The organism is Rhodococcus sp. BP-160, assembly GCF_019836205.1.
Taxonomy (GTDB): Bacteria; Actinomycetota; Actinomycetes; order Mycobacteriales; family Mycobacteriaceae; genus Rhodococcoides.
Genome location: NZ_JABUEK010000004.1, coordinates 118,520 through 135,993, shown reverse-complemented (window position 1 = coordinate 135,993; position 17,474 = coordinate 118,520). Strand labels below are relative to the sequence as shown.

Annotated in this window: 19 protein-coding genes; 10 read left to right on the top strand and 9 right to left on the bottom strand. The window is 68.0% G+C overall.

Features of this window, described 5'->3' with window-relative positions; genetic code table 11:
* Positions 1 to 2 precede the first annotated feature (2 nt).
* Genes HQ306_RS16900 through HQ306_RS16885 form a run of 4 tightly spaced genes read left to right on the top strand, consistent with a single transcriptional unit; the run spans position 3 to position 4,286 of the window.
* The gene (locus tag HQ306_RS16900) at positions 3 to 923 is read left to right on the top strand and encodes a hypothetical protein (RefSeq protein ID WP_027504905.1); all 921 of its coding nucleotides are present in this window, start codon (positions 3 to 5) and stop codon (positions 921 to 923) included.
* A complete protein-coding gene (locus HQ306_RS16895; protein ID WP_222632788.1) occupies positions 920 to 2,413 on the top strand; it encodes an NAD(P)/FAD-dependent oxidoreductase in 1,494 nt (497 codons plus the stop codon). Before HQ306_RS16900 ends, HQ306_RS16895 begins: the two co-directional genes overlap by 4 nt.
* 44 nt (positions 2,414 to 2,457) lie before the next feature.
* Positions 2,458 to 3,216, top strand: a complete 759-nt coding sequence (locus HQ306_RS16890; RefSeq protein ID WP_222632787.1) for a MerR family transcriptional regulator — start codon at positions 2,458 to 2,460, stop codon at positions 3,214 to 3,216.
* A gap of 35 nt (positions 3,217 to 3,251) precedes the next feature.
* The gene (locus tag HQ306_RS16885) at positions 3,252 to 4,286 is read left to right on the top strand and encodes an SMP-30/gluconolactonase/LRE family protein (protein WP_222632786.1); all 1,035 of its coding nucleotides are present in this window, start codon (positions 3,252 to 3,254) and stop codon (positions 4,284 to 4,286) included.
* Between the two features lie 293 nt (positions 4,287 to 4,579).
* Here HQ306_RS16885 and HQ306_RS16880 read toward each other — a convergent pair whose 3' ends face one another.
* Together HQ306_RS16880 and HQ306_RS16875 are read right to left on the bottom strand one after the other, a co-directional pair.
* Positions 4,580 to 4,906 (bottom strand): hypothetical protein, encoded by a 327-nt coding sequence (locus HQ306_RS16880; protein WP_222632785.1) that lies wholly within the window; start codon positions 4,904 to 4,906, stop codon positions 4,580 to 4,582.
* A gap of 12 nt (positions 4,907 to 4,918) precedes the next feature.
* Positions 4,919 to 5,359 (bottom strand): DUF3558 family protein, encoded by a 441-nt coding sequence (locus tag HQ306_RS16875; RefSeq protein ID WP_222632784.1) that lies wholly within the window; start codon positions 5,357 to 5,359, stop codon positions 4,919 to 4,921.
* 296 nt (positions 5,360 to 5,655) lie between these two features.
* Here HQ306_RS16875 and HQ306_RS16870 point away from each other — a divergent pair, with 296 nt between their 5' ends.
* Positions 5,656 to 6,045: a hypothetical protein gene (locus HQ306_RS16870; protein ID WP_222632783.1), complete on the top strand. Its 390-nt coding sequence runs from the start codon at positions 5,656 to 5,658 to the stop codon at positions 6,043 to 6,045.
* A gap of 1 nt (position 6,046) precedes the next feature.
* On the opposite strand, the gene HQ306_RS16865 is transcribed toward HQ306_RS16870, so the two are convergent.
* Positions 6,047 to 6,700 (bottom strand): NUDIX domain-containing protein, encoded by a 654-nt coding sequence (locus HQ306_RS16865; RefSeq protein ID WP_056448281.1) that lies wholly within the window; start codon positions 6,698 to 6,700, stop codon positions 6,047 to 6,049.
* A 61-nt stretch (positions 6,701 to 6,761) separates the two neighbouring features.
* Here HQ306_RS16865 and HQ306_RS16860 point away from each other — a divergent pair, with 61 nt between their 5' ends.
* Both HQ306_RS16860 and HQ306_RS16855 read left to right on the top strand, forming a co-directional pair.
* On the top strand, positions 6,762 to 7,685 hold the full coding sequence (locus tag HQ306_RS16860) for an ADP-ribosylglycohydrolase family protein (protein WP_222632782.1): 924 nt from the start codon (positions 6,762 to 6,764) through the stop codon (positions 7,683 to 7,685).
* Entirely contained in the window at positions 7,682 to 8,191 is a 510-nt protein-coding gene (locus HQ306_RS16855; protein ID WP_222632781.1) for an O-acetyl-ADP-ribose deacetylase, read from the top strand. The genes HQ306_RS16860 and HQ306_RS16855 overlap by 4 nt, the downstream gene beginning before the upstream one ends.
* 4 nt (positions 8,192 to 8,195) lie before the next feature.
* Here the strand turns inward: HQ306_RS16855 and HQ306_RS16850 are convergent, their stop codons facing one another.
* The 5 genes from HQ306_RS16850 to HQ306_RS16830 all read right to left on the bottom strand — a co-directional run bounded on the left by HQ306_RS16850 (position 8,196) and on the right by HQ306_RS16830 (position 13,218).
* Entirely contained in the window at positions 8,196 to 8,621 is a 426-nt protein-coding gene (locus HQ306_RS16850; protein ID WP_056448542.1) for a DoxX family membrane protein, read from the bottom strand.
* Positions 8,622 to 8,631: 10 nt separating this feature from the next.
* Entirely contained in the window at positions 8,632 to 8,877 is a 246-nt protein-coding gene (locus HQ306_RS16845) for a hypothetical protein (protein ID WP_027504915.1), read from the bottom strand.
* Between the two features lie 87 nt (positions 8,878 to 8,964).
* Positions 8,965 to 10,419 (bottom strand): NAD-dependent succinate-semialdehyde dehydrogenase, encoded by a 1,455-nt coding sequence (locus HQ306_RS16840; RefSeq protein WP_222632780.1) that lies wholly within the window; start codon positions 10,417 to 10,419, stop codon positions 8,965 to 8,967.
* On the bottom strand, positions 10,416 to 11,759 hold the full coding sequence (gene gabT / locus HQ306_RS16835; RefSeq protein ID WP_222632779.1) for a 4-aminobutyrate--2-oxoglutarate transaminase: 1,344 nt from the start codon (positions 11,757 to 11,759) through the stop codon (positions 10,416 to 10,418). Before gabT ends, HQ306_RS16840 begins: the two co-directional genes overlap by 4 nt.
* A 28-nt stretch (positions 11,760 to 11,787) precedes the next feature.
* On the bottom strand, positions 11,788 to 13,218 hold the full coding sequence (locus tag HQ306_RS16830; RefSeq protein ID WP_222632778.1) for a gamma-aminobutyraldehyde dehydrogenase: 1,431 nt from the start codon (positions 13,216 to 13,218) through the stop codon (positions 11,788 to 11,790).
* A gap of 173 nt (positions 13,219 to 13,391) precedes the next feature.
* Between HQ306_RS16830 and HQ306_RS16825 the strand changes: the two genes are divergently transcribed.
* Entirely contained in the window at positions 13,392 to 14,912 is a 1,521-nt protein-coding gene (locus tag HQ306_RS16825) for a PucR family transcriptional regulator (RefSeq protein ID WP_222632777.1), read from the top strand.
* A gap of 3 nt (positions 14,913 to 14,915) precedes the next feature.
* On the opposite strand, the gene HQ306_RS16820 is transcribed toward HQ306_RS16825, so the two are convergent.
* Positions 14,916 to 16,277: an NAD(P)/FAD-dependent oxidoreductase gene (locus HQ306_RS16820; protein ID WP_222632776.1), complete on the bottom strand. Its 1,362-nt coding sequence runs from the start codon at positions 16,275 to 16,277 to the stop codon at positions 14,916 to 14,918.
* A 195-nt stretch (positions 16,278 to 16,472) separates the two neighbouring features.
* Here HQ306_RS16820 and HQ306_RS16815 point away from each other — a divergent pair, with 195 nt between their 5' ends.
* Both HQ306_RS16815 and HQ306_RS16810 read left to right on the top strand, forming a co-directional pair.
* Positions 16,473 to 16,946 (top strand): OsmC family protein, encoded by a 474-nt coding sequence (locus tag HQ306_RS16815; protein ID WP_222632775.1) that lies wholly within the window; start codon positions 16,473 to 16,475, stop codon positions 16,944 to 16,946.
* Positions 16,947 to 17,082: 136 nt separating this feature from the next.
* Positions 17,083 to 17,466, top strand: a complete 384-nt coding sequence (locus HQ306_RS16810) for an SRPBCC family protein (RefSeq protein ID WP_222632774.1) — start codon at positions 17,083 to 17,085, stop codon at positions 17,464 to 17,466.
* Positions 17,467 to 17,474 lie beyond the last annotated feature (8 nt).

Genomic DNA, 17,474 nt, shown 5'->3' with positions numbered 1-17,474 from the left:
CGATGGCCTTCGACTTCGACGCCATGCTGGACAAGATCAAGGACCGCCAGTGGTCCCTCGCGGACATCGACTGGGACGCCCCCGGCGCCGAGATGATCCCGCCAGAGCAGCATGCCAAGCTCAAGCCGTTCCTGTCCGACCTCATGTGGATCGAGAACGTCGGTGCGCGCGGATTCGCCGCGATGGCACGCAAGGCGCCCACCGAGACGCTGCGCGAGATCTACCGTTACTTCCACGCGGAGGAGCAGAAGCACGCGAATGCCGAACTGGCACTGATGCGTCGGTGGGGCATGCTCGAGAACGACGAGATCCCGCAGCCGAACGTCAACGTCAAGCTGATCATCGACTGGCTCGACAAGTACTCGGATCAGACGCCGCTCGCCGTGCTCGGCACCGTCATCCCGATGCTCGAGGTCGCGCTCGACGGTGCGCTGGTCAAGTTCATCGTCGACGAGATCGACGACCCGGTCTGCCAGGAAGTGTTCAAGCGCATCAACGCCGACGAGTCGCGGCACCTCGCCGTCGACTTCGAGGTCATCGATCTGCTGGGCCACGCGAAGATGCGCCGCATTCTCGTCGAGACGATCGGCGCCTGGATGCATCCGTCGCTCATCATCGGCACCCTGCGGTACATCCCACTGCTGAACAAGATGCGGGACAACATCGTCGAGATGGGTGTCGACGAGGAGCGCCTCTACACCGCGATGAAGCGCTTCAAGAAGGTGGGCGAACGCAGCGAGTTCCCGAAGCGTCTGCCGATGTACCGCTTCATCAGCTGGCACGGGAGCGTCGTCATCAACCGCGACCACCCATACCACAAGTTCGCCGACTCGATGGTGACGCTGACGGCCAAGTACCCGAAGCGGCTGCTGCGCCCGCAGCCCACGTGGTCCAAGGAACTCACGTACGAGCCCGTCGCATGACCGAAATTCTCTCCACCGCCATCATCGGAGGCGGATTCGCCGGCATCGGTGCCGCGATCCGGCTTCAGCAACGGGGGATTCGCGACATCGCCATCCTCGAACGCGGCACACGTGCCGGTGGGACCTGGCGTGACAACACGTATCCCGGTGCAGCCTGCGACATTCCGTCCCGCCTGTACTCGTACAGCTTCGCCCCCAATCCGGACTGGTCGCACACCTACTCCGGGAGTGCGGAGATCCTGGGCTACATCGACTCGATGGTCGAGAAGTTCGAGCTGAGCCGCTACCTCCGGTTCGGTCACACCGTCGTGGACGTCACCTGGCACGAGTCCCGGTCGCTCTGGGAGATCTCGGTCCAGGACCGGGAACCCGTCCTCGCCCGCACCGTCGTGATGGCGTCGGGACCGCTGGCGAACGTCAGCCTGCCCAAGATCCGCGGCGTCGAGACCTTCGCGGGAGCGAAGATCCACAGCGCCCGGTGGGACCACGACTACGACTTCGCCGGCAAGAAGGTCGCCGTCGTCGGCACCGGAGCCAGCGGCGTGCAGATCGTTCCCGAGCTGGTGAAGGTCGCCGAGTCGGTCAAGGTCTTCCAGCGCACGCCGGGGTGGGTGCTGCCCCGCACCAACTTCCGCACCCGCGGACTGACTCGCGAGATCTACCGCCGCGTGCCCTTCAGTCAGAGCGTCGCGCGCAAGGCCTGGTTCTGGGGCCACGAGTCGGTCGCCCTCGGGGTCGTCTGGAACTCGCCGCTCACGCGCGTGGTGGAGGGAGTGTCGAAGCTGCACCTCCGCAGTCAGGTTCCGGATCCGTGGCTGCGGCGCCAGCTCACGCCGGAGTTCCGCGCCGGGTGCAAGCGCCTGCTGATGACCAGCAAGTACTACCCGGCGCTGCAGAAGGACAACTGCACGCTCGTCACCTGGCCCATCGCGCAGATCTCCGAGAAGGGAATCCGCACGGTCGAGGGAGTCGAGCATCAGTTCGACGCGATCGTCTTCGCCACCGGGTTCGACGTCTCCAAGACCGGGTCGCCGATCCCCATCACCGGGCGTGACGGGCGCGTCCTCGCCGACGAGTGGAGCCGGGGAGCTCACGCCTACAAGTCGATCGCGGTGTCCGGGTACCCGAACATGTACTTCACGTTCGGGCCCAACTCCGGACCCGGCCACAGCTCCGCCCTGGTCTACATGGAGGCGCAGATCGACTACCTGGTGGATGCCATCGCCACCGCCGTGAACCAGAACTTCGTGCTCGACGTCCGCGCCTCGGTGCAGGCCGAGTACAACGCGGACCTGCAGCAGCGGCTGACCAAGACGACGTGGAACTCGGGGTGCTCGAGCTGGTACCTGACCGAGGACGGTTTCAACGCCACGATGTTCCCGGGCTTCGCCACGCAGTACGTCAAGCAGCTCGAGACGGTGCTGTTGCCGGACTACTCCGTGACGGCGGCAGCGACGGCACCGGTCGACGAGGTCGTCGCCGCGGTGTGACCGAGCGTTAGTCTGGAGGTCCGGCCGAGTGGAGGAGTGAGTCGATGACCGAGTACCGCATCGACGAACTGGCTCATGCCGCGGGCACGACCTCGCGCAACGTCCGGGCCTACCGTGAGCGTGGACTGCTCCCGCCCCCGCGCAAGCGGGGGCGGGTCGGCATCTACGACGACTCGCACCTCGCCCGGCTGCGACTGATCGACATCCTGCTCCAGCGCGGCTACACGACCACACACATCAGCGACTTCATCGACGGCTGGGAGAGCGGCAAGGACCTCACCGAGGTTCTCGGTCTGCAGCGCGCCCTCACCGAGCCGTGGTCGACGACCGGCGAGGTGCAGTCGGTCTCCGTCGACGAGGCGCGGCAGATGCTCGGCGACCCCGACGGCGTCCAGCTGTCCAGGCTCGTGGAGTACGGACTCGCGCGTGTCGACGGTGACCGGTGCACATTCACCGATCCGAAGCTGTTGCAGGGCTTCACCTCCCTCGCGACCTACGGCTTCGGAATCCGCGAGGTCATGGACATCCACGAACGGCTCCATGCGGCCGTCGACGGAATGTCCAAGGACATGATCTCGACTGTGAAGAGTCACATCGTCGACCGCTACGGCGAGGGTTGGATTCCCGAGGGTGACGACGTCCTCCGAGCCACCGAGATGTTGCAGATCATGCGCACTCTCGCAGTCGATTCCGTGCATTCGTTGCTCGGCCGCACACTCGACCGCAACCTGCAGGAGCAGCTCGGCGAGTACCTCGAGGTCGCCATCGACAACACCTCTCGTTCGGACCGTCACACAGCCTGACCTCGCTTTTCGGACCAATGGGGCATGGTGGAGTCATGAACCGCACCAGACTGTCCGCCGCTGTCGCCCTCGCCGGCGCCACCGCCCTCGTTCTGACCAGTTGCTCGTCGTCGAGCGAGGAGGGGCAGGCGACGCCGGCGTCCTCCACCGCTGCTCCGTCGTCGTCCAGCACTGCTCCGTCGTCGTCGGCGGCGAGTATGTCCTCGAACGCCACCGTCTACACGTTGCCGGGAACCGGCGTGTTCCCCGAGGGCATCACCGCCGACGACGACACCTTCTACGTCTCGTCGACCTCCGACGGCGCCATCTTCCGCGGCACGGTCGGCAACACCACCGTCGAACCGTTCCTCCCCGGTGGACAGGACGGTCGCACCGGCGCGGCGGGACTGGACGTCGACGGGGACGACGACGAGAACACCCTCGTCGTGGCGGGCGGTGCGACCGGCACCGTCTGGATCTACGACGCCGAGTCCGGCGCACTGCGCGGGAAGTTCACCAACGGGCTCGGCCAGGACGCCACGTTCCTCAACGACGTCGTCATCGCCGACAACGGCGACGCCTTCATCACCGACTCGCGCAACCCCACGCTGTGGCGCATCCCGGCGAACGCCACCGGCGAGGGCCAGTTGGAGCCGTTCGTCGACTTCACCGGATCCCCGTTCGCGTACGGCGAGGGCTTCAACGCCAACGGCCTCGTCGAGGCGGACGACGACAACGCGTTGGTGATCGTGCAGTCCAGTACCGGCAACCTGTACCGCGTGGCCCGCGATTCCAAGGCCGTCACGCAGGTGGACCTCGGCGGCGCGACACTTCAGAACGGCGACGGCATGGAGATGGAGGACGACACGCTCTACGTGGTTCGCAACCGCGACAGCCTCATCGCCACAGTCGATCTCGACGACGACGGCAACCGTGGGCGGGTGACCGGTGAGATCACCGACCCCAGCTTCGCCTACCCCACCACCGTCGCCGACGTCGACGATCAGCTGCTGGTGGTCAACAGCCAGTTCGACAAGCGTGGGGGCACTCCGGTGGAGCCCTTCACCGTGGTCGGTGTGCCTGAGCGGTAGGGGTTGGGCTGGGGGTGTGCACTGATTGCGTGAGGTGCGCATCGGTCGGTCGGTGCGTGCGCGCCGGTGGTTGGCGGCTCGTAGCGGGTGTGTGCACGGGTTGCGCGGTGCGCACACCCTTTCCTGCCGGCGGAGCGGGGTGTGGGCGGCTGGAAGTAGTGCGGGTCGGTCGGCTGGGTGGTGCTTGCCGGTGGTTGGCGGCTCGTAGCGGTGGTGTGCACGGGTTGCGTGGTGCGCACACCCCTTTCCGCCGGCGGAGCGGGGTGTGGGCGGCTGGAAGTAGTGCGGGTCGGTCAGCGAGGGCCGGTGTTGCCGATGCGGGACGTCGAGTCGTCCTCCGTTTCCTGGTACCCGCGACCCGCTTCGAGGAAGGCCTCGCGGAGTTTGGTGACGGCGTTAATGTGGGCCGCGAGCACGGAGCTCAGTGAGCCCTCCGGGCCGTGGCTGAGGTCGGAGTACTTGCGCTCCAACGCGAGTCCGGAGGGCAGAGTCCCGAAGCCGCCCGAGAGAGTGCTCTGTGTGACGGAGTACGACAGTGCGTCGAGGCCCTCGACGAATCGCGAGCAGGCTTGCGCGCATCGTTCCGCCTGATGCGCATCGGTGATCAGATCGCGAGTCACAGCGCTCTTCTTTCAGTTCGGTAGGTACGGAGCTAAGGCGGTCGCCGATGCAATGGCAGCCGCACACGGATCGTTCTCCGAGACCACGGACAGCTTGACGTCGATCAGCACGGTGATGACCCCGCGTGCCCATGGGAACGCCACAACGCAGTTGCGGTCAGAGGCAATGTCGAGTTGGTAGGTCATAGCGTCAGTTCGCTGATCGATCAGCACAGCGTCCGCGTTCACGGTGGTGTCGTTACGGCGTATCTCTTCCATGGTCCGAGTTGTCGACTGCACGCCGAGGAAGTGACTCGCGCTGGTCCAGGTGCAGTATCGCCACTGATCGGAATTCAGTGGACCACTGTCGTCCCTTGTCGCCGGATCTGCCCCCGCCGCCCGGATGGCCTCGTCGGGTACCACGATGCAGGGGTCGAAGAGTTCCATCGCGACCGGCTCGGCGGTGCCGCTCACCCCACCGCACCCGGTGAGTGACGCGACGACTGCCGCGACAGCGAGTACCCCACAGTTCCTGTGCACACGTCGTTGGACGCACGCTCCGCTCCTGCGGTTCCGTGCTCCCACTGCACACAACGGTGTCCCCACGGGCACATCCGACCATCCGGAACCGTTCTGTGTGCAGAAATGCGCGCCGGGAACCGAGCGGGTGGTTGCGGCGTCGAAGGCTGTACCGCGCCACGGCGGTCGATCGGAAGGCCTTCACCATGCACTCGACTACTCTGCCCGTCCCTTCCAGCGGTCTCGGAAGTTTGACCAACGCAACATCATTGGCGGTACTCGTCGCGTTCGCGACCCAGTGTGCGGTGGCGTGTGTCGCCGCGATCGCGGGATTCGGCGCCGTCGTCGTCAGTGCCCTCGCTGCCTTCGCGAGTGCGGACGAGTCGCCCGGCGCGATGTTCGTGGGCTCACTCGCCGATGCGTGGGCGCTCGTTCTCGTCGTCGCTGCGGTGGGGCACGGGGTGCTCGCGACGATGATCGTGCAACGCCGACGTTCGGCACGCGTCGTCGTGACGGCAGTGGCCCTCGTGTGGGCGGTGGCGCTGGTGCACTCTCCGATGGTGTGGCCGTTGGTGGTGGTGCAGGCGGGTTCTGCGCTGGCATGGTGGATCCCGACGTCACGGCGCCCGACCCCCAACTGACTCACACGAGCAGCGCGGCGATGGACCCGGGGAACGTCTCGTCGGGCCTGCGTTCGTAGAGCTCGGCGGGGCGTCCGCCCGCAGCCGACGTGGTGGCGCCCGTACCGACCAGCGCCCCGATCACATGACGGCGGAAGGTGTCCTTGCGCAGCGGGCGGTCGAACACGGTCTCGTACAGGGTGCGCAGGTCGAGCAGTGTGAAGGTGGTTCCCAGCAGGTGCGACGGATCAGGACGGGTGAGGTAGCGAGACCGCAGGTCGCCCACGGCGGCGGACACCATGTCGGCATGGTCGAAGGCCATCGGTTCCACAGGCCGATCCGCCTCGACGGCCAGGAGATCGGTGCCGGAAGGCAGGGACTCGGTGGGCGCCTCTGCGCAGTGCGCCATCGACAGGACCCATCCTCGATCGTCGCGGTCGGGAGCGTCGAACATCCGGATCTGATGGAACTCGACGCCGTCGATGCCGGCCTTGGTGCTCAACGCGCGCCTCGCCGCATCGGCGAGCGTCTCGCCCGGATGCAGGAATGTGCCGGGAAGTGCAGCTCCCCAGGGTGATTCCACCGTCACCACGTTCAGCGTTCCGCCGTGGACGGTGAGAACGGCGACGTCGACAGCGACGGACGGTCGTGGGTACGACGTCAGATCGGAGGGCATGGGTTGCAGCTTAGCGCAGTGGTGCGTTATGGTTAGCGCACAAACGAGCAAAGGGGACGACATGAAGCTGACCGACGAACAGAAGAGCCGCGCCGAGGGCGTCGTGCTCGGCACCGCAGCCGGTGACGCACTGGGTGCCGGATACGAGTTCGGCTACCCGACGCCCGAGACGGTGATCGACATGATCGGCGGCGGCACCTTCGACTGGGCGCCCGGCGAGTGGACGGACGACACGTCGATGGCCCTCTGCATCGCCGAGGCGCTGGTGGAGGGCCGGGGACTCGACGGCGTCGCGGCGAACTTCGTGGCCTGGATCGACACGAACCCGGCGGACGTCGGAATCCAGACGCGCACGGTGTTGTCCCGGCGCAGCAGGTCGGCTGCCGAGATGACCGCCGTCGCCGCAGGACTGTCCGGCAGGACAGGCGGCAACGGTTCGCTGATGAGAACTGCCCCGGTGGCGCTGGCGTATCTCGACGACCCGGTTCAGCTCTCGGTGGCCGCTGCGCAGATCAGCGCTCTGACGCACAGTGATCCGCAGGCGGGGGAGGCATGCCAGATCTGGAGTGCCGGCATCCGGCACGCCGTTCTGCACGGCAACTACGACGGCATCTCGCTGTACCTCGACGCGGCGGAGCCGTCGGTGCGCGACACCTGGGCGCCGTTGCTCGACGCCGCGGAGAAGGGGCGCCCGTCGGACTTCGACAGGAACGGGTGGGTGGTGCACGCGCTCCAGACGGCCTGGTCGGCCATCACGACCACCGAGGAGAACGGGGACCAGCTGACAGCGGCGCTGGAGGCGTGTGTCCGCGCGGGCGGCGACACCGACACCACCGCAGCCATAGCCGGTGGGCTCCTCGGCGCACGCTGGGGCGCCTCGGTGATCCCCGAGGCGTGGACCACGATCCTGCACGGGTACCCCGGACGACGAACCGCGGACCTCGCGGATCTGGGACGTCGCCTCGCAGAAGGAGCAGCAGCATGAGTGTCATCGATGTGGTCACCGGAGACATCACCACCGTGCGGGCGGACGTGATCGTCAATGCCGCCAACTCGACCCTCCTCGGTGGAGGCGGGGTGGACGGCGCCATCCACCGCGCAGGCGGACGAGAGATCCTCGACGCCTGCAAGATTCTGCGGGCGACGACCCTTCCGAACGGACTCGACACGGGTGCCGCCGTCGCGACGCCCGCAGGCCGCCTGCCGGCGAGGTGGGTCGTCCACACCGTGGGGCCGCGGTACTCGGCGCGCGAGGACCGCTCGCCGATCCTGCGCGCAGCGTACGAGCGCTCCCTTCTCCTGGCTCACTCGCTCGGAGCATCCTCGATCGCGTTCCCGCTCATCTCGGGCGGTGCGTACGGATGGCCGGTGGAGCTCGCGGTCGCCGAACAGGTGCGCGCGGTGACGTCGGCGCCCGTGTCCGTGAATCTCGTGACCCTGGTGGCCTACTCGGCCGAGGTGCACCGCATGACGACGCGGGCCGTCGGCTGACCGGTCATCGCCGACGTGCTCGCCACGCCGACCAGGCGCCGGTGGCCCACAGAGCCCAGATCACCAGCAATGGCTGGAACAGCAGCCGGATACCTCGTGCCCGATCGGTGTCCAGCCCGAAAGCGTCTGTGTGCGTGACGAACTGAGAGATATTGCCCGGGAACACGGCGACGAAGAACAGCGCCGTGACCCACCCCACCGCCACCCGGTACCGCGTCAGGGCGACGAGAGCCAGGCCCAGCACCACCTCGACGACACCCGATGCGACCACCACGAGATCCGTGTCGAGCGGCATCCACGTCGGTACCTGCGCGGCGAACTCCTGCCGGGCCCAGAACAGGTGGCTCAGTCCGGCGAACACCAGGAACGCGCCGAGGACGAGCCGCCCGACGATACGAGGCACGGTCGCAGGGGCGGGGCGCGTGGTCATGCCTGCCACCCTACGAGGCGCCGCGCTGCCGGTCCGGTCGGCCGAGAACGCGGCCCAGCTCCTCGTGCGCGTAGACCCTGTTCTCGCAGTAGACGGCGCCGCCGACGCACTCCTCGTCGTCGCAGTCGCAGAACCTGTACGGCTCCGCGTTCCAGCGGCTGCCGTACTGCGACCCCGGCTCCGCGACGAGTGCGGCGACCTCGCGCACCGTCCTCTGCTCGCTGCGTCTGCGCTGCCCCCGGCGATGTCCACCCATGTCCGTCCCCCCGTTGTCGGTGGCGTCACGCTAGGGGAGGGGTACGACAGGTGCCGGCTGCTGTGGGATCTATCGGTGGAACCGGAACTACTGGAAAGCCACGTACTTCGTGTCGAGGTACTCGTCGATGCCCTCGGTGCCACCCTCACTGCCGAGACCGGACTGCTTGACTCCGCCGAACGGGGCTGCGACATCGGACACGACGCCCCGGTTCACACCGACCATGCCGCTCGCGATCCTGTCCGAGACACGCAGTGCCCGATCGAGATCGCGGGTGTAGATGTATGCGGCGAGTCCGAACTCGGTGTCGTTGGCGGCATCGACGGCGTCCTGCTCGTCCACGAAACTCGTGATGGCCGCGACGGGTCCGAAGATCTCCTCGCGCACGATGCGTGCGGACGGCGGAACCTCGTCGAGCACGGTGGGTTCGAAGAACCACCCCGGGCCGTCGATGACGTGACCACCCGTGCGCACGCGGGCACCGGCGGCGACCGCATCGTCGACGAGGGATCGGACGTTGGTGCGCTGCTTCTCGTTCACCAGCGGCCCCACGTTCGTCCCGTCGCTCGAGCCGGGCCCGACGGTGAGCGCCGCGACCCGTGCGGTGAGCTTCTCCGTGAACTCCTCGCGGACGCTCTCGGCGACGATGAGGCGGTTGGCAGCCGTGCAGGCCTCTCCGCCGTTGCGCATCTTCGCCGCCATGGCGCCGTCGACGGCGGCATCGATGTCGGCATCGTCGAAGACTACGAACGGTGCGTTACCACCGAGTTCCATCGACGTACGCAGAACGTTGCGCGCCGACTGCTCGATGAGGATCTTGCCCACCCGCGTGGAACCGGTGAAGGTGACCTTGCGGAGTCGCTCGTCGGCGAGCAGGGGCTCGGTGACCGCGGGAGCGTTCGACGCGGGAAGTACCGACAGGACCCCGGCCGGCAACCCGGCGCCCGCCATGATCTCGGCGAGCAGCAGCATCGTCAGCGGCGTGTCCTCGGCCGGCTTCACCAATACCGTGCACCCGGCCGCCAGGGCGGGGCCGATCTTGCGGGTTCCCATGGCCAGCGGGAAGTTCCACGGAGTCACCGCGAGAACGGGACCCACCGGAACCTTCGTGACGAGGATGCGGCCCGCGCCGGACGGAGATTGCGTGTAGCGGCCCTGAATGCGCACCGCCTCCTCGCTGAACCAGCGGAGGAACTCGGCGCCGTACGTCACCTCGCCGCGGCTCTCCGGGAGGGCCTTGCCCATCTCGAGAGTCATGAGGAGCGCGAGATCCTCCGTGCGCTCGATCACCGCTTCCCACGCTGCGCGCAGGATCGTCGACCGTGTCCGAGGTGCGGTCGCCGCCCACTCGTCCTGCACGGCGACGGCGCTGTCGAGCGCCCGCAGTGCGTCCTTCTCACCGGCATCGGCGACGCGGGCCAGCACGTCACCGGTGGCGGGATCGTGCACCGCGAACGTGCCGCCGTCCGCGGCGTCGACGAACGCGCCGTCGATCCACAGACCGGTGGGGACGGAGGCGAGCAGGGAAGCAGAGTCGGTCACTGTGCCGCCAGCGTTCGAACCGTGTTCTCCAGCACCGTCATCGCGTCGTCGAGAAGCTCGTCGCTGATCACGAGGGGAGGCAGCAACCGGATGACGTTGCCGTACGTGCCGCATGTCAGGAGTACGACACCCTCCGCCAGTGCGTGCGCCGCAATGGCTTTGGTGATGGCGGGATCCGGTGTGTCGGTCCCCGGAACGACCAGCTCGATGGCCAGCATGGCGCCGCGCCCACGCACGTCGCCGATCACGGAGGTCTGTTCCGCGAGGGCACGCAGGCGCGGCATCGCGACCGATTCGATGTGCCGAGCGCGCGCCGACAGGTCGAGCGACTTCATGGTCTCGATGGCGGCGAGGGCGGCCGCGCAGGCCACCGGGTTGCCGCCGTACGTTCCGCCGAGCCCGCCCGCATGGACGAGGTCGAGGAGATCTGCGCGACCGGTGATGGCCGACAACGGCATTCCGCCGGCCATGCCCTTCGCCATCGTGATGATGTCGGGGACGATGCCCTCGTCGTCGCTGGCGAACCACGATCCGGTTCGACAGAACCCGGTCTGCACCTCGTCGGCGATGAACACGACGCCGTTCTCTCGCGCCCAGGCTTGCAGAGTCGGCAGGAATCCGGGTGCGGGAACGATGAACCCGCCCTCGCCCTGAATGGGCTCGATGATGACGGCGGCCACCGCGTCGGCGCCGATCTGCTTCTCCATGCGGTCGATCGACGCCAGCGCGGCCTGCTCACCGGTCAGCCCCGGCTGGTCGCGGTAGGGGTACGACATCGGCATCCGGTAGATCTCCGGTGCGAAGGGCCCGAAGTTCGTCTTGTACGGCATGGTCTTCGCCGTCAGTGCCATCGTGAGGTTCGTCCGGCCGTGGTACGCGTGGTCGAAGGCCACGACGGCGTCGCGGCCGGTCGCCAGTCGCGCGACCTTGATCGCGTTCTCGACAGCTTCTGCGCCCGAGTTGAACAGGACGCTGCGCTTCTCGTGGTCACCCGGGGTCAGCTCGGCGAGCTTCTCCGCGACGGCGATGTAGCCCTCGTACGGCGTCACCATGAAACAGGTGTGCGTGAAGTGGCCGACCTGCTCCCGGACGGCCTCCGCGACAGCGGGATCGGAGGCGCCGACACTCGTGACGGCGATGCCGGCGCCGAGGTCGATCATCGAGTTGCCGTCGACGTCGACGATCACGCCGCCATCGGCATCGGCCGCGTAGACGGGAACGCTGGAACCGACGCCGGCGGCGACGGTGGCGCGTCGTCGGGCCGTCAGTTCCTGTGAACGCGGTCCGGGAAGTTCGGTGAGGAGAGCGCGCTTCTGAGGAAGGCGGTAGCTGATGTCCATGGTGAAGTCCTTCGCAGAGCAGGGAATGTCAGTCGTGGGAGCTCATGACATGCTTGAGGCGGGTGTAGTCCTCGACGCCGTAGGCCGAGAGGTCCTTGCCGTAGCCGGAGTACTTGAAGCCGCCGTGCGGCATCTCGGCGACGAGTGGGATGTGGCAGTTGATCCAGACGGCGCCGAAGTCCAGCGCCGCACTGACGCGCTGGGTGACGCCGTGGTCCTTGGTCCAGATGCTCGAGGCCAGCCCGAACCGAACGTCGTTGGCCTTCTCGATCGCCTCGGCCTCGTCGGCGAACGGTTGCACCGTCAGCACCGGTCCGAACGTCTCCTCCTGGACGATGTCGTCCCGCTGGTCGACTCCGGTGATCACGGTGGGCTCGAGGTAGAAGCCCTTGTCTCCCACTCGGTTGCCACCGGTGACGATCGTCGCGGAGGCCGGGAGGTTCGCGAGCTTGTCGGTGACGGTCGCGTAGTGACGACTGTTGTTGAGCGGTCCGTAGAACGCGTCCGCGTCGTCCGGGCTGCCCGGTGTCAGCTCGCGGGCCTTGGCCACGAGCGCGTCGACGAGTTGATCGTGGATCGACTCGTGTACCAGCACGCGGGTCGCCGCGGTGCAGTCCTGACCGGCGTTGAAGAAGGCCGCCTCGGCGATACCGCTCGCGGCCGAGGCGATGTCGACGTCGCCGAAGACGATGGCCGGAGCCTTGCCGCCGAGCTCGAGATGGGCGCGCTTGAGCTGGCGGGCGGCGGCGACGGCGACCTCGATGCCCGCACGAACGGACCCGGTGATGGACACCAGGCCCAGCGACCGATGCCCGACGAGTGTCGCGCCGGTCCCGCCGTCACCGAGCACCACGTTGAGCACTCCGTCGGGAAGGATTCCCTTGGACAGCTTCGCGAGCACCAGAGTGCTCTCGGGCGTGGTGTCGCTCGGCTTGAGGACGATCGTGTTGCCGGCTGCGAGCGCCGGCCCGATCTTCCAGATGGCCATCATGAGTGGGTAGTTCCAGGGCGTCACCTGGCCGACGACACCGATGGGCTCGCGGCGGACGTAGGAGGTGAAACCCTCCATGTACTCGCCGGCGGACTTCCCCTCGAGCGTGCGGGCTGCACCCGCGAAGAACCGCAGCTGGTCGGCCCCGACGGTCACCTCCTCGTCGGCGATGACCTGCTTCAGCTGGCCGGTGTTGCGGCTCTGCGCCTCGACGAGCTCGTCCGAGTGGGCCTCGAGGGCGTCGGCGAGCTTCAGCAGGGCGGTCTGCCGGGTCTTCGGAGTCGTCTTGCCCCAACTGGCGAAGGCGCGCGCCGCGGCGGCCACGGCGTCGTTCACGTCGGCCTCGGTGGAGATGGGGGAGACGCCCACGATCTCCTCGGTGACCGGACTGATCAGGTCGAGAGTCAGGGTGGACGAACTGGCGACGAACTCGCCGTCGATGTAGTTGCGGAGCACGTCGTGCGACACGAGGTACCTCTCCGTCGGGGCGGCTGGGTGGTTCGATCAGTGTGCGCCTGACGCTGCGAAACGGCAGCGGACAAAACGATGATCGTCCGGGGGTGGGGCACTCCGACTTGTCCAGTGCGGTAGCGGGGGTGTTCTCTTGCGTCGGGAGCTTCCCGACCGGAGAGGGGTACGTCGTGACGGTGTCGGTGCGCTGGGTTCTGGCGCAGAAGGCGCTCGCCCTCGAACTGCGAGCCGGCGCGGGCGGGCTGGACCGCGAGGTGTCGTTCGTGCACACCACGGAACTGTCGGAACCGTTCCGGTGGCTCTCCGGCGGAGAACTGCTGCTCACCACGGGGTTGAGGCTGCCGGTGACGACACCGGAGCGGGTGGCGTACCTCGAGGGACTGCACGACGCCGGTGTGGCGGCGGTGGGGTTCGGCACGGGCCTCTCCTTCGCTGAGGTGCCGTCCGACCTCGTCGAGGCCGCTGATCGGCTGGGTCTGCCCGTCCTCGAGGTCCCCCTGCCCACGCCGTTCGCGGCGGTGGTGACTCTCGTGATGAATCGGTTGGCGGAGCAGCAGTACGACGCCGTCGTGCGTGCGTCCCGTGCGCAGCCGCGGATGACCCGCGCCGTGGTCGCCGGGGGCGCCGCCGCGATCGTCCGGGAGCTGGCGACGGCCACGTCGTCCGCGGTGGTGCTCCTCGACGACACCGGACGGGTGCTCGAACAGCATCCGCGCGGTGGCGGTTCCGGTGTGCTGGACGAGATCCGCACCCTCGCAGCCGAACGCGGAACCGTGTCCAGCCGGGTCTCGGTGACCCCGGCGGGCATCTCGATCAGTGTGCAGCGCATCGCCATCGGCTCGGCGACGCACGGCCACGTGGCGGTGGTGGGGCCGATGCTGGGGAACGTCGACCACATTCTCGTGGGTCACGCGGCGTCACTCCTGGCGCTCGACTTCGAGAAGCCGGCGCGGGTACAGTCGGCGCAGGACAAGCTCAACTCCGTGGCACTGAGCCTCGTGCTGTCCGATCTCGACGGCCTGGCACCCGTGTGGGCGCAGATCGACCTGGCCGCGGGGGCCGACGGCACCGTGCGCGCCGTGACCGTCGATGCCGACACGCCCTCCCGAGCCCAGCGTGTCGAGGCCGCGATGGCGACCCACAGCGCAGCGGCGGGCCGTCAGCTGTTCGCTCGACGATGGTCGTCGCGGGTGACCCTGGTGGTGCGCGGAACGGACGATTCGACGTGCGCGGCATCGACGATCGCCGGTCTGGAGATCTCGGAACGTCGGCGGCTCCGGGTGGGAATCAGTGCGCCGCATCCTGTTCCGCAGCTCGCGCAGGCGGTGGAGGAGAGTCGGCTGGCGGCGTCGTCCGCCGCGGCGGGCGCCGATCCCGTGGAGTTCGGCTCGTTGGTGGGCGGCGTCCTGCTGGCGCACGCCTCGACGCGTCAGGCCCTCGCTACCGTCGGTGACGCGACCATCGCGCCCCTCGAGAAGTACGACGCCGCCAACGGGACCGACCTGGTGGCGTCCCTGCGTGCGTTCCTCGAGGCGAACGGCCACTGGGAGTCGGCGGCCTCGGCCCTCGGGGTGCATCGACACACGTTGCGCAGCAGGGTCTCGCGCATCGAGGCGACGGTGCCGTGCTCCCTCGACGATGCCCGCGTGCGCGCCGAGCTGCTGCTCGCCCTCATCGCACGCGGGACCTGACGGTCAGCCTCGAAGCGCGCTCACGATCACCTCGGCGGTGCGGTGGCCCATGCGCACGGCTCCGTCGACGTGCTGATACCCCTCGGCCGCGATGTCGGAGCAGGAGAAGTGGATCGGGCCGACCGGGGTGCGGACGTCGCGTCCGTAGCGGTGCAGACCGCCGAGATCGAAGCTGGCCGCGTACGCGCCGCGCGTCCATTCCTCGGTGCCCCAGTCGGACTCGTAGTAGACGACCGGATCGAGCGCCTTCGGTCCGAGATACGTGGCGATCGACTCGAGGATCGTGCGCTTGCGCTCCGCGGCGCCGAGTTCGAACATCGCGTCCGCCTTCTCGTCGGAGACGAAGGCAACGAGGGTGCCACGGGAGTCCTCGTGGTTGGTGTTGTCGTACACCTCCTGGGCGATCTGGGTGGCGCCGAAACCTGTGCCCGACAACCCTTCCTCCCGCCAGAACGGACTGTCGTACACCGCATGCACCTTGATGACGAGACCGAGGGACTGGTGCTGATGCATCTGGTGCTGACGGCGAGGGAGGGGCGGGTCGTACGAGATCCGCGTGTACAGATTCGGCGGCACGGCGACGATCACCCGGCACGCCGTCACCTCGAGCTCCCCGTCCGCGAGAACGGTGACGCCGTCGTCGGTCCAGCGGATCGTCCGCACCGGCGCGTTCAGGTGCACGTCGTCACCGAGGCGCTCGGCCATGGCGACCGACACCTGCTGCATGCCCTGCACGACGCGCTTGTCGAGAATGAAGCTGTCGTCGACGAGGTTCGAGAACGAGCCTGCCGACGCGGCCATGAGCACGGCCTGCAGCGCAGAGAATGCATGGGCGGGCTTGGTGAGCATCCCGCCCGCGATGAACATGCCGATGTTCGCGGTGGCTTCGGCGTCGTCGGACTGCTGCGCGAGCCATCCCTCGAAGGACACCGTGTCGAGCTCGCGTGCCTGCGGATGGGCCCATGGTTCCTCGGGCCCGATCTCCGCGGCCAGAGTGTCGAGCATCGCGATGAGACGGTCGATCTCCTTCACGGTCGACTCCGCGACGGGGAAGTCCTCGCCGGTGTAGCGCGTGGCGACACCCGCGGTGTCGACGTAGACGGACTCGCCCTCGCGGTACCGGTCGAACGTCTCGAGCCCCAACTCGCCGAGCAGGTCCATCAAGGCCGTCTGGTCGGGCGAGACCCACTGGCCGCCGAGCTCGAGCACGGCGCCGTCGATCTCCTTGGTCCAGGTCCGGCCACCCACCCGGTCGCGTGCCTCCAGGACGGCCACGGTGAGGCCGACCTTCCGCAGCGCGGTGGCGGCGGCGAGACCCGAGGGCCCGGCTCCGACGATGGCGACGTCCCGGTCGACTGAGGGCACGGTGTGGCTCCTGTTCAGGTGGGGTTGTGGTCATCCCAGTCTGCCCGGTCCGGTGCAAGCACGCGCAACGCCGAAATGTCGCACACCTGTCGCGTCACCTGGACGCCTCGGCGTGGGGGTCGCGGACGGACGGCCCGAGAATCTGCGTGATCGCAACCCTGGCCCGAGGGTGGACAGTGCTCGACCGTGGGGTGCATGACTTCCACCATTCGCACCTCCGTCGTTCCCTTCGTCGTGGAGGCGTCCGGTACCGGCGTCGCCCAGCACCTCGTCGTCGAGGGCACGGCAGGGCACGAGTTCGACGCCGACGCCTACCCGGCTTTCGGCGGCAAGGACGAGGCACCGAGCCCGCTGTTCTACGCACTCGGTGCGCTGACCTCGTGCAACCAGGTCACGGCCACTCTCGTCGCCAAGGATCTGGGCATCACGCTGGGGACGTTCAGCTTCCGCGTGCAGGGTGATCTGGACACCACCGTCCTGGTGACGGGCGCCGAAGGCAACGCCAACTTCGACACCGTCACCGTCGAGGCGACCGTGGAGACCGATGCGACGGGTGACGCGTTCGATCACTTCGTCTCGGAGGTCGAGCGTCGCTGCCCCGTGACGCAGCTGTTCGTGCGCAGCGGTGTGGGCTTCGTGAACACCTGGACGCGCGCCGACCTGGCCTGACGAACCACTCCGGGCTTTCCCAGCGGCCATGGCCTTCCCACCGCCGCGAGTACGTCGATAGTGTCGTCGCATCGCCGCTGATCACGACACTCTGGACGTACTCGCGGACAGCCGGTGGCGTGGCTACGCTCGCACGATGATCAGTCGACACGTGAGTGCAGTGATCGCGGCGCCGCCCGAGGCGGTGTACGACTACCTGGCCGATGTGGACAACCTGACCGCCTGGGCTGCCGGGCTCGCATCGGGCTTCACTCGCGACGGTGACGACCTGCTGGCCGAGTCACCGATGGGTACCGTCCGGGTGCGGTTCGTCCCGCGTAACGACTTCGGGGTGCTGGACCACGACGTGACGCTGCCCGACGGCACCGTCGTCAACAACCCGCTGCGCGTGCTCGCTCACCCGGACGGCGCCGAGGTGGTGTTCACGGTCCGGCAACTGGGGATGACCGACGAGGAGTTCGAGCGGGACTGCGCCGCCGTCGCTGCCGACCTGGAATCCGTGCGCGCGGCCTTCGCCTGACCTCGCTC

Coding starts and splice junctions, on each gene's coding strand:
- HQ306_RS16810 (WP_222632774.1), top strand. CDS start 17,083: ATGATCAGTCGACACGTGAGTGCAGTGATCGCGGCGCCGCCCGAGGCG.
- HQ306_RS16885 (WP_222632786.1), top strand. CDS start 3,252: ATGAACCGCACCAGACTGTCCGCCGCTGTCGCCCTCGCCGGCGCCACC.
- HQ306_RS16900 (WP_027504905.1), top strand. CDS start 3: ATGGCCTTCGACTTCGACGCCATGCTGGACAAGATCAAGGACCGCCAG.
- HQ306_RS16815 (WP_222632775.1), top strand. CDS start 16,473: ATGACTTCCACCATTCGCACCTCCGTCGTTCCCTTCGTCGTGGAGGCG.
- HQ306_RS16895 (WP_222632788.1), top strand. CDS start 920: ATGACCGAAATTCTCTCCACCGCCATCATCGGAGGCGGATTCGCCGGC.
- HQ306_RS16855 (WP_222632781.1), top strand. CDS start 7,682: ATGAGTGTCATCGATGTGGTCACCGGAGACATCACCACCGTGCGGGCG.
- gabT (WP_222632779.1), bottom strand. CDS start 11,759: ATGGACATCAGCTACCGCCTTCCTCAGAAGCGCGCTCTCCTCACCGAA.
- HQ306_RS16860 (WP_222632782.1), top strand. CDS start 6,762: ATGAAGCTGACCGACGAACAGAAGAGCCGCGCCGAGGGCGTCGTGCTC.
- HQ306_RS16845 (WP_027504915.1), bottom strand. CDS start 8,877: ATGGGTGGACATCGCCGGGGGCAGCGCAGACGCAGCGAGCAGAGGACG.
- HQ306_RS16850 (WP_056448542.1), bottom strand. CDS start 8,621: ATGACCACGCGCCCCGCCCCTGCGACCGTGCCTCGTATCGTCGGGCGG.
- HQ306_RS16890 (WP_222632787.1), top strand. CDS start 2,458: ATGACCGAGTACCGCATCGACGAACTGGCTCATGCCGCGGGCACGACC.
- HQ306_RS16865 (WP_056448281.1), bottom strand. CDS start 6,700: ATGCCCTCCGATCTGACGTCGTACCCACGACCGTCCGTCGCTGTCGAC.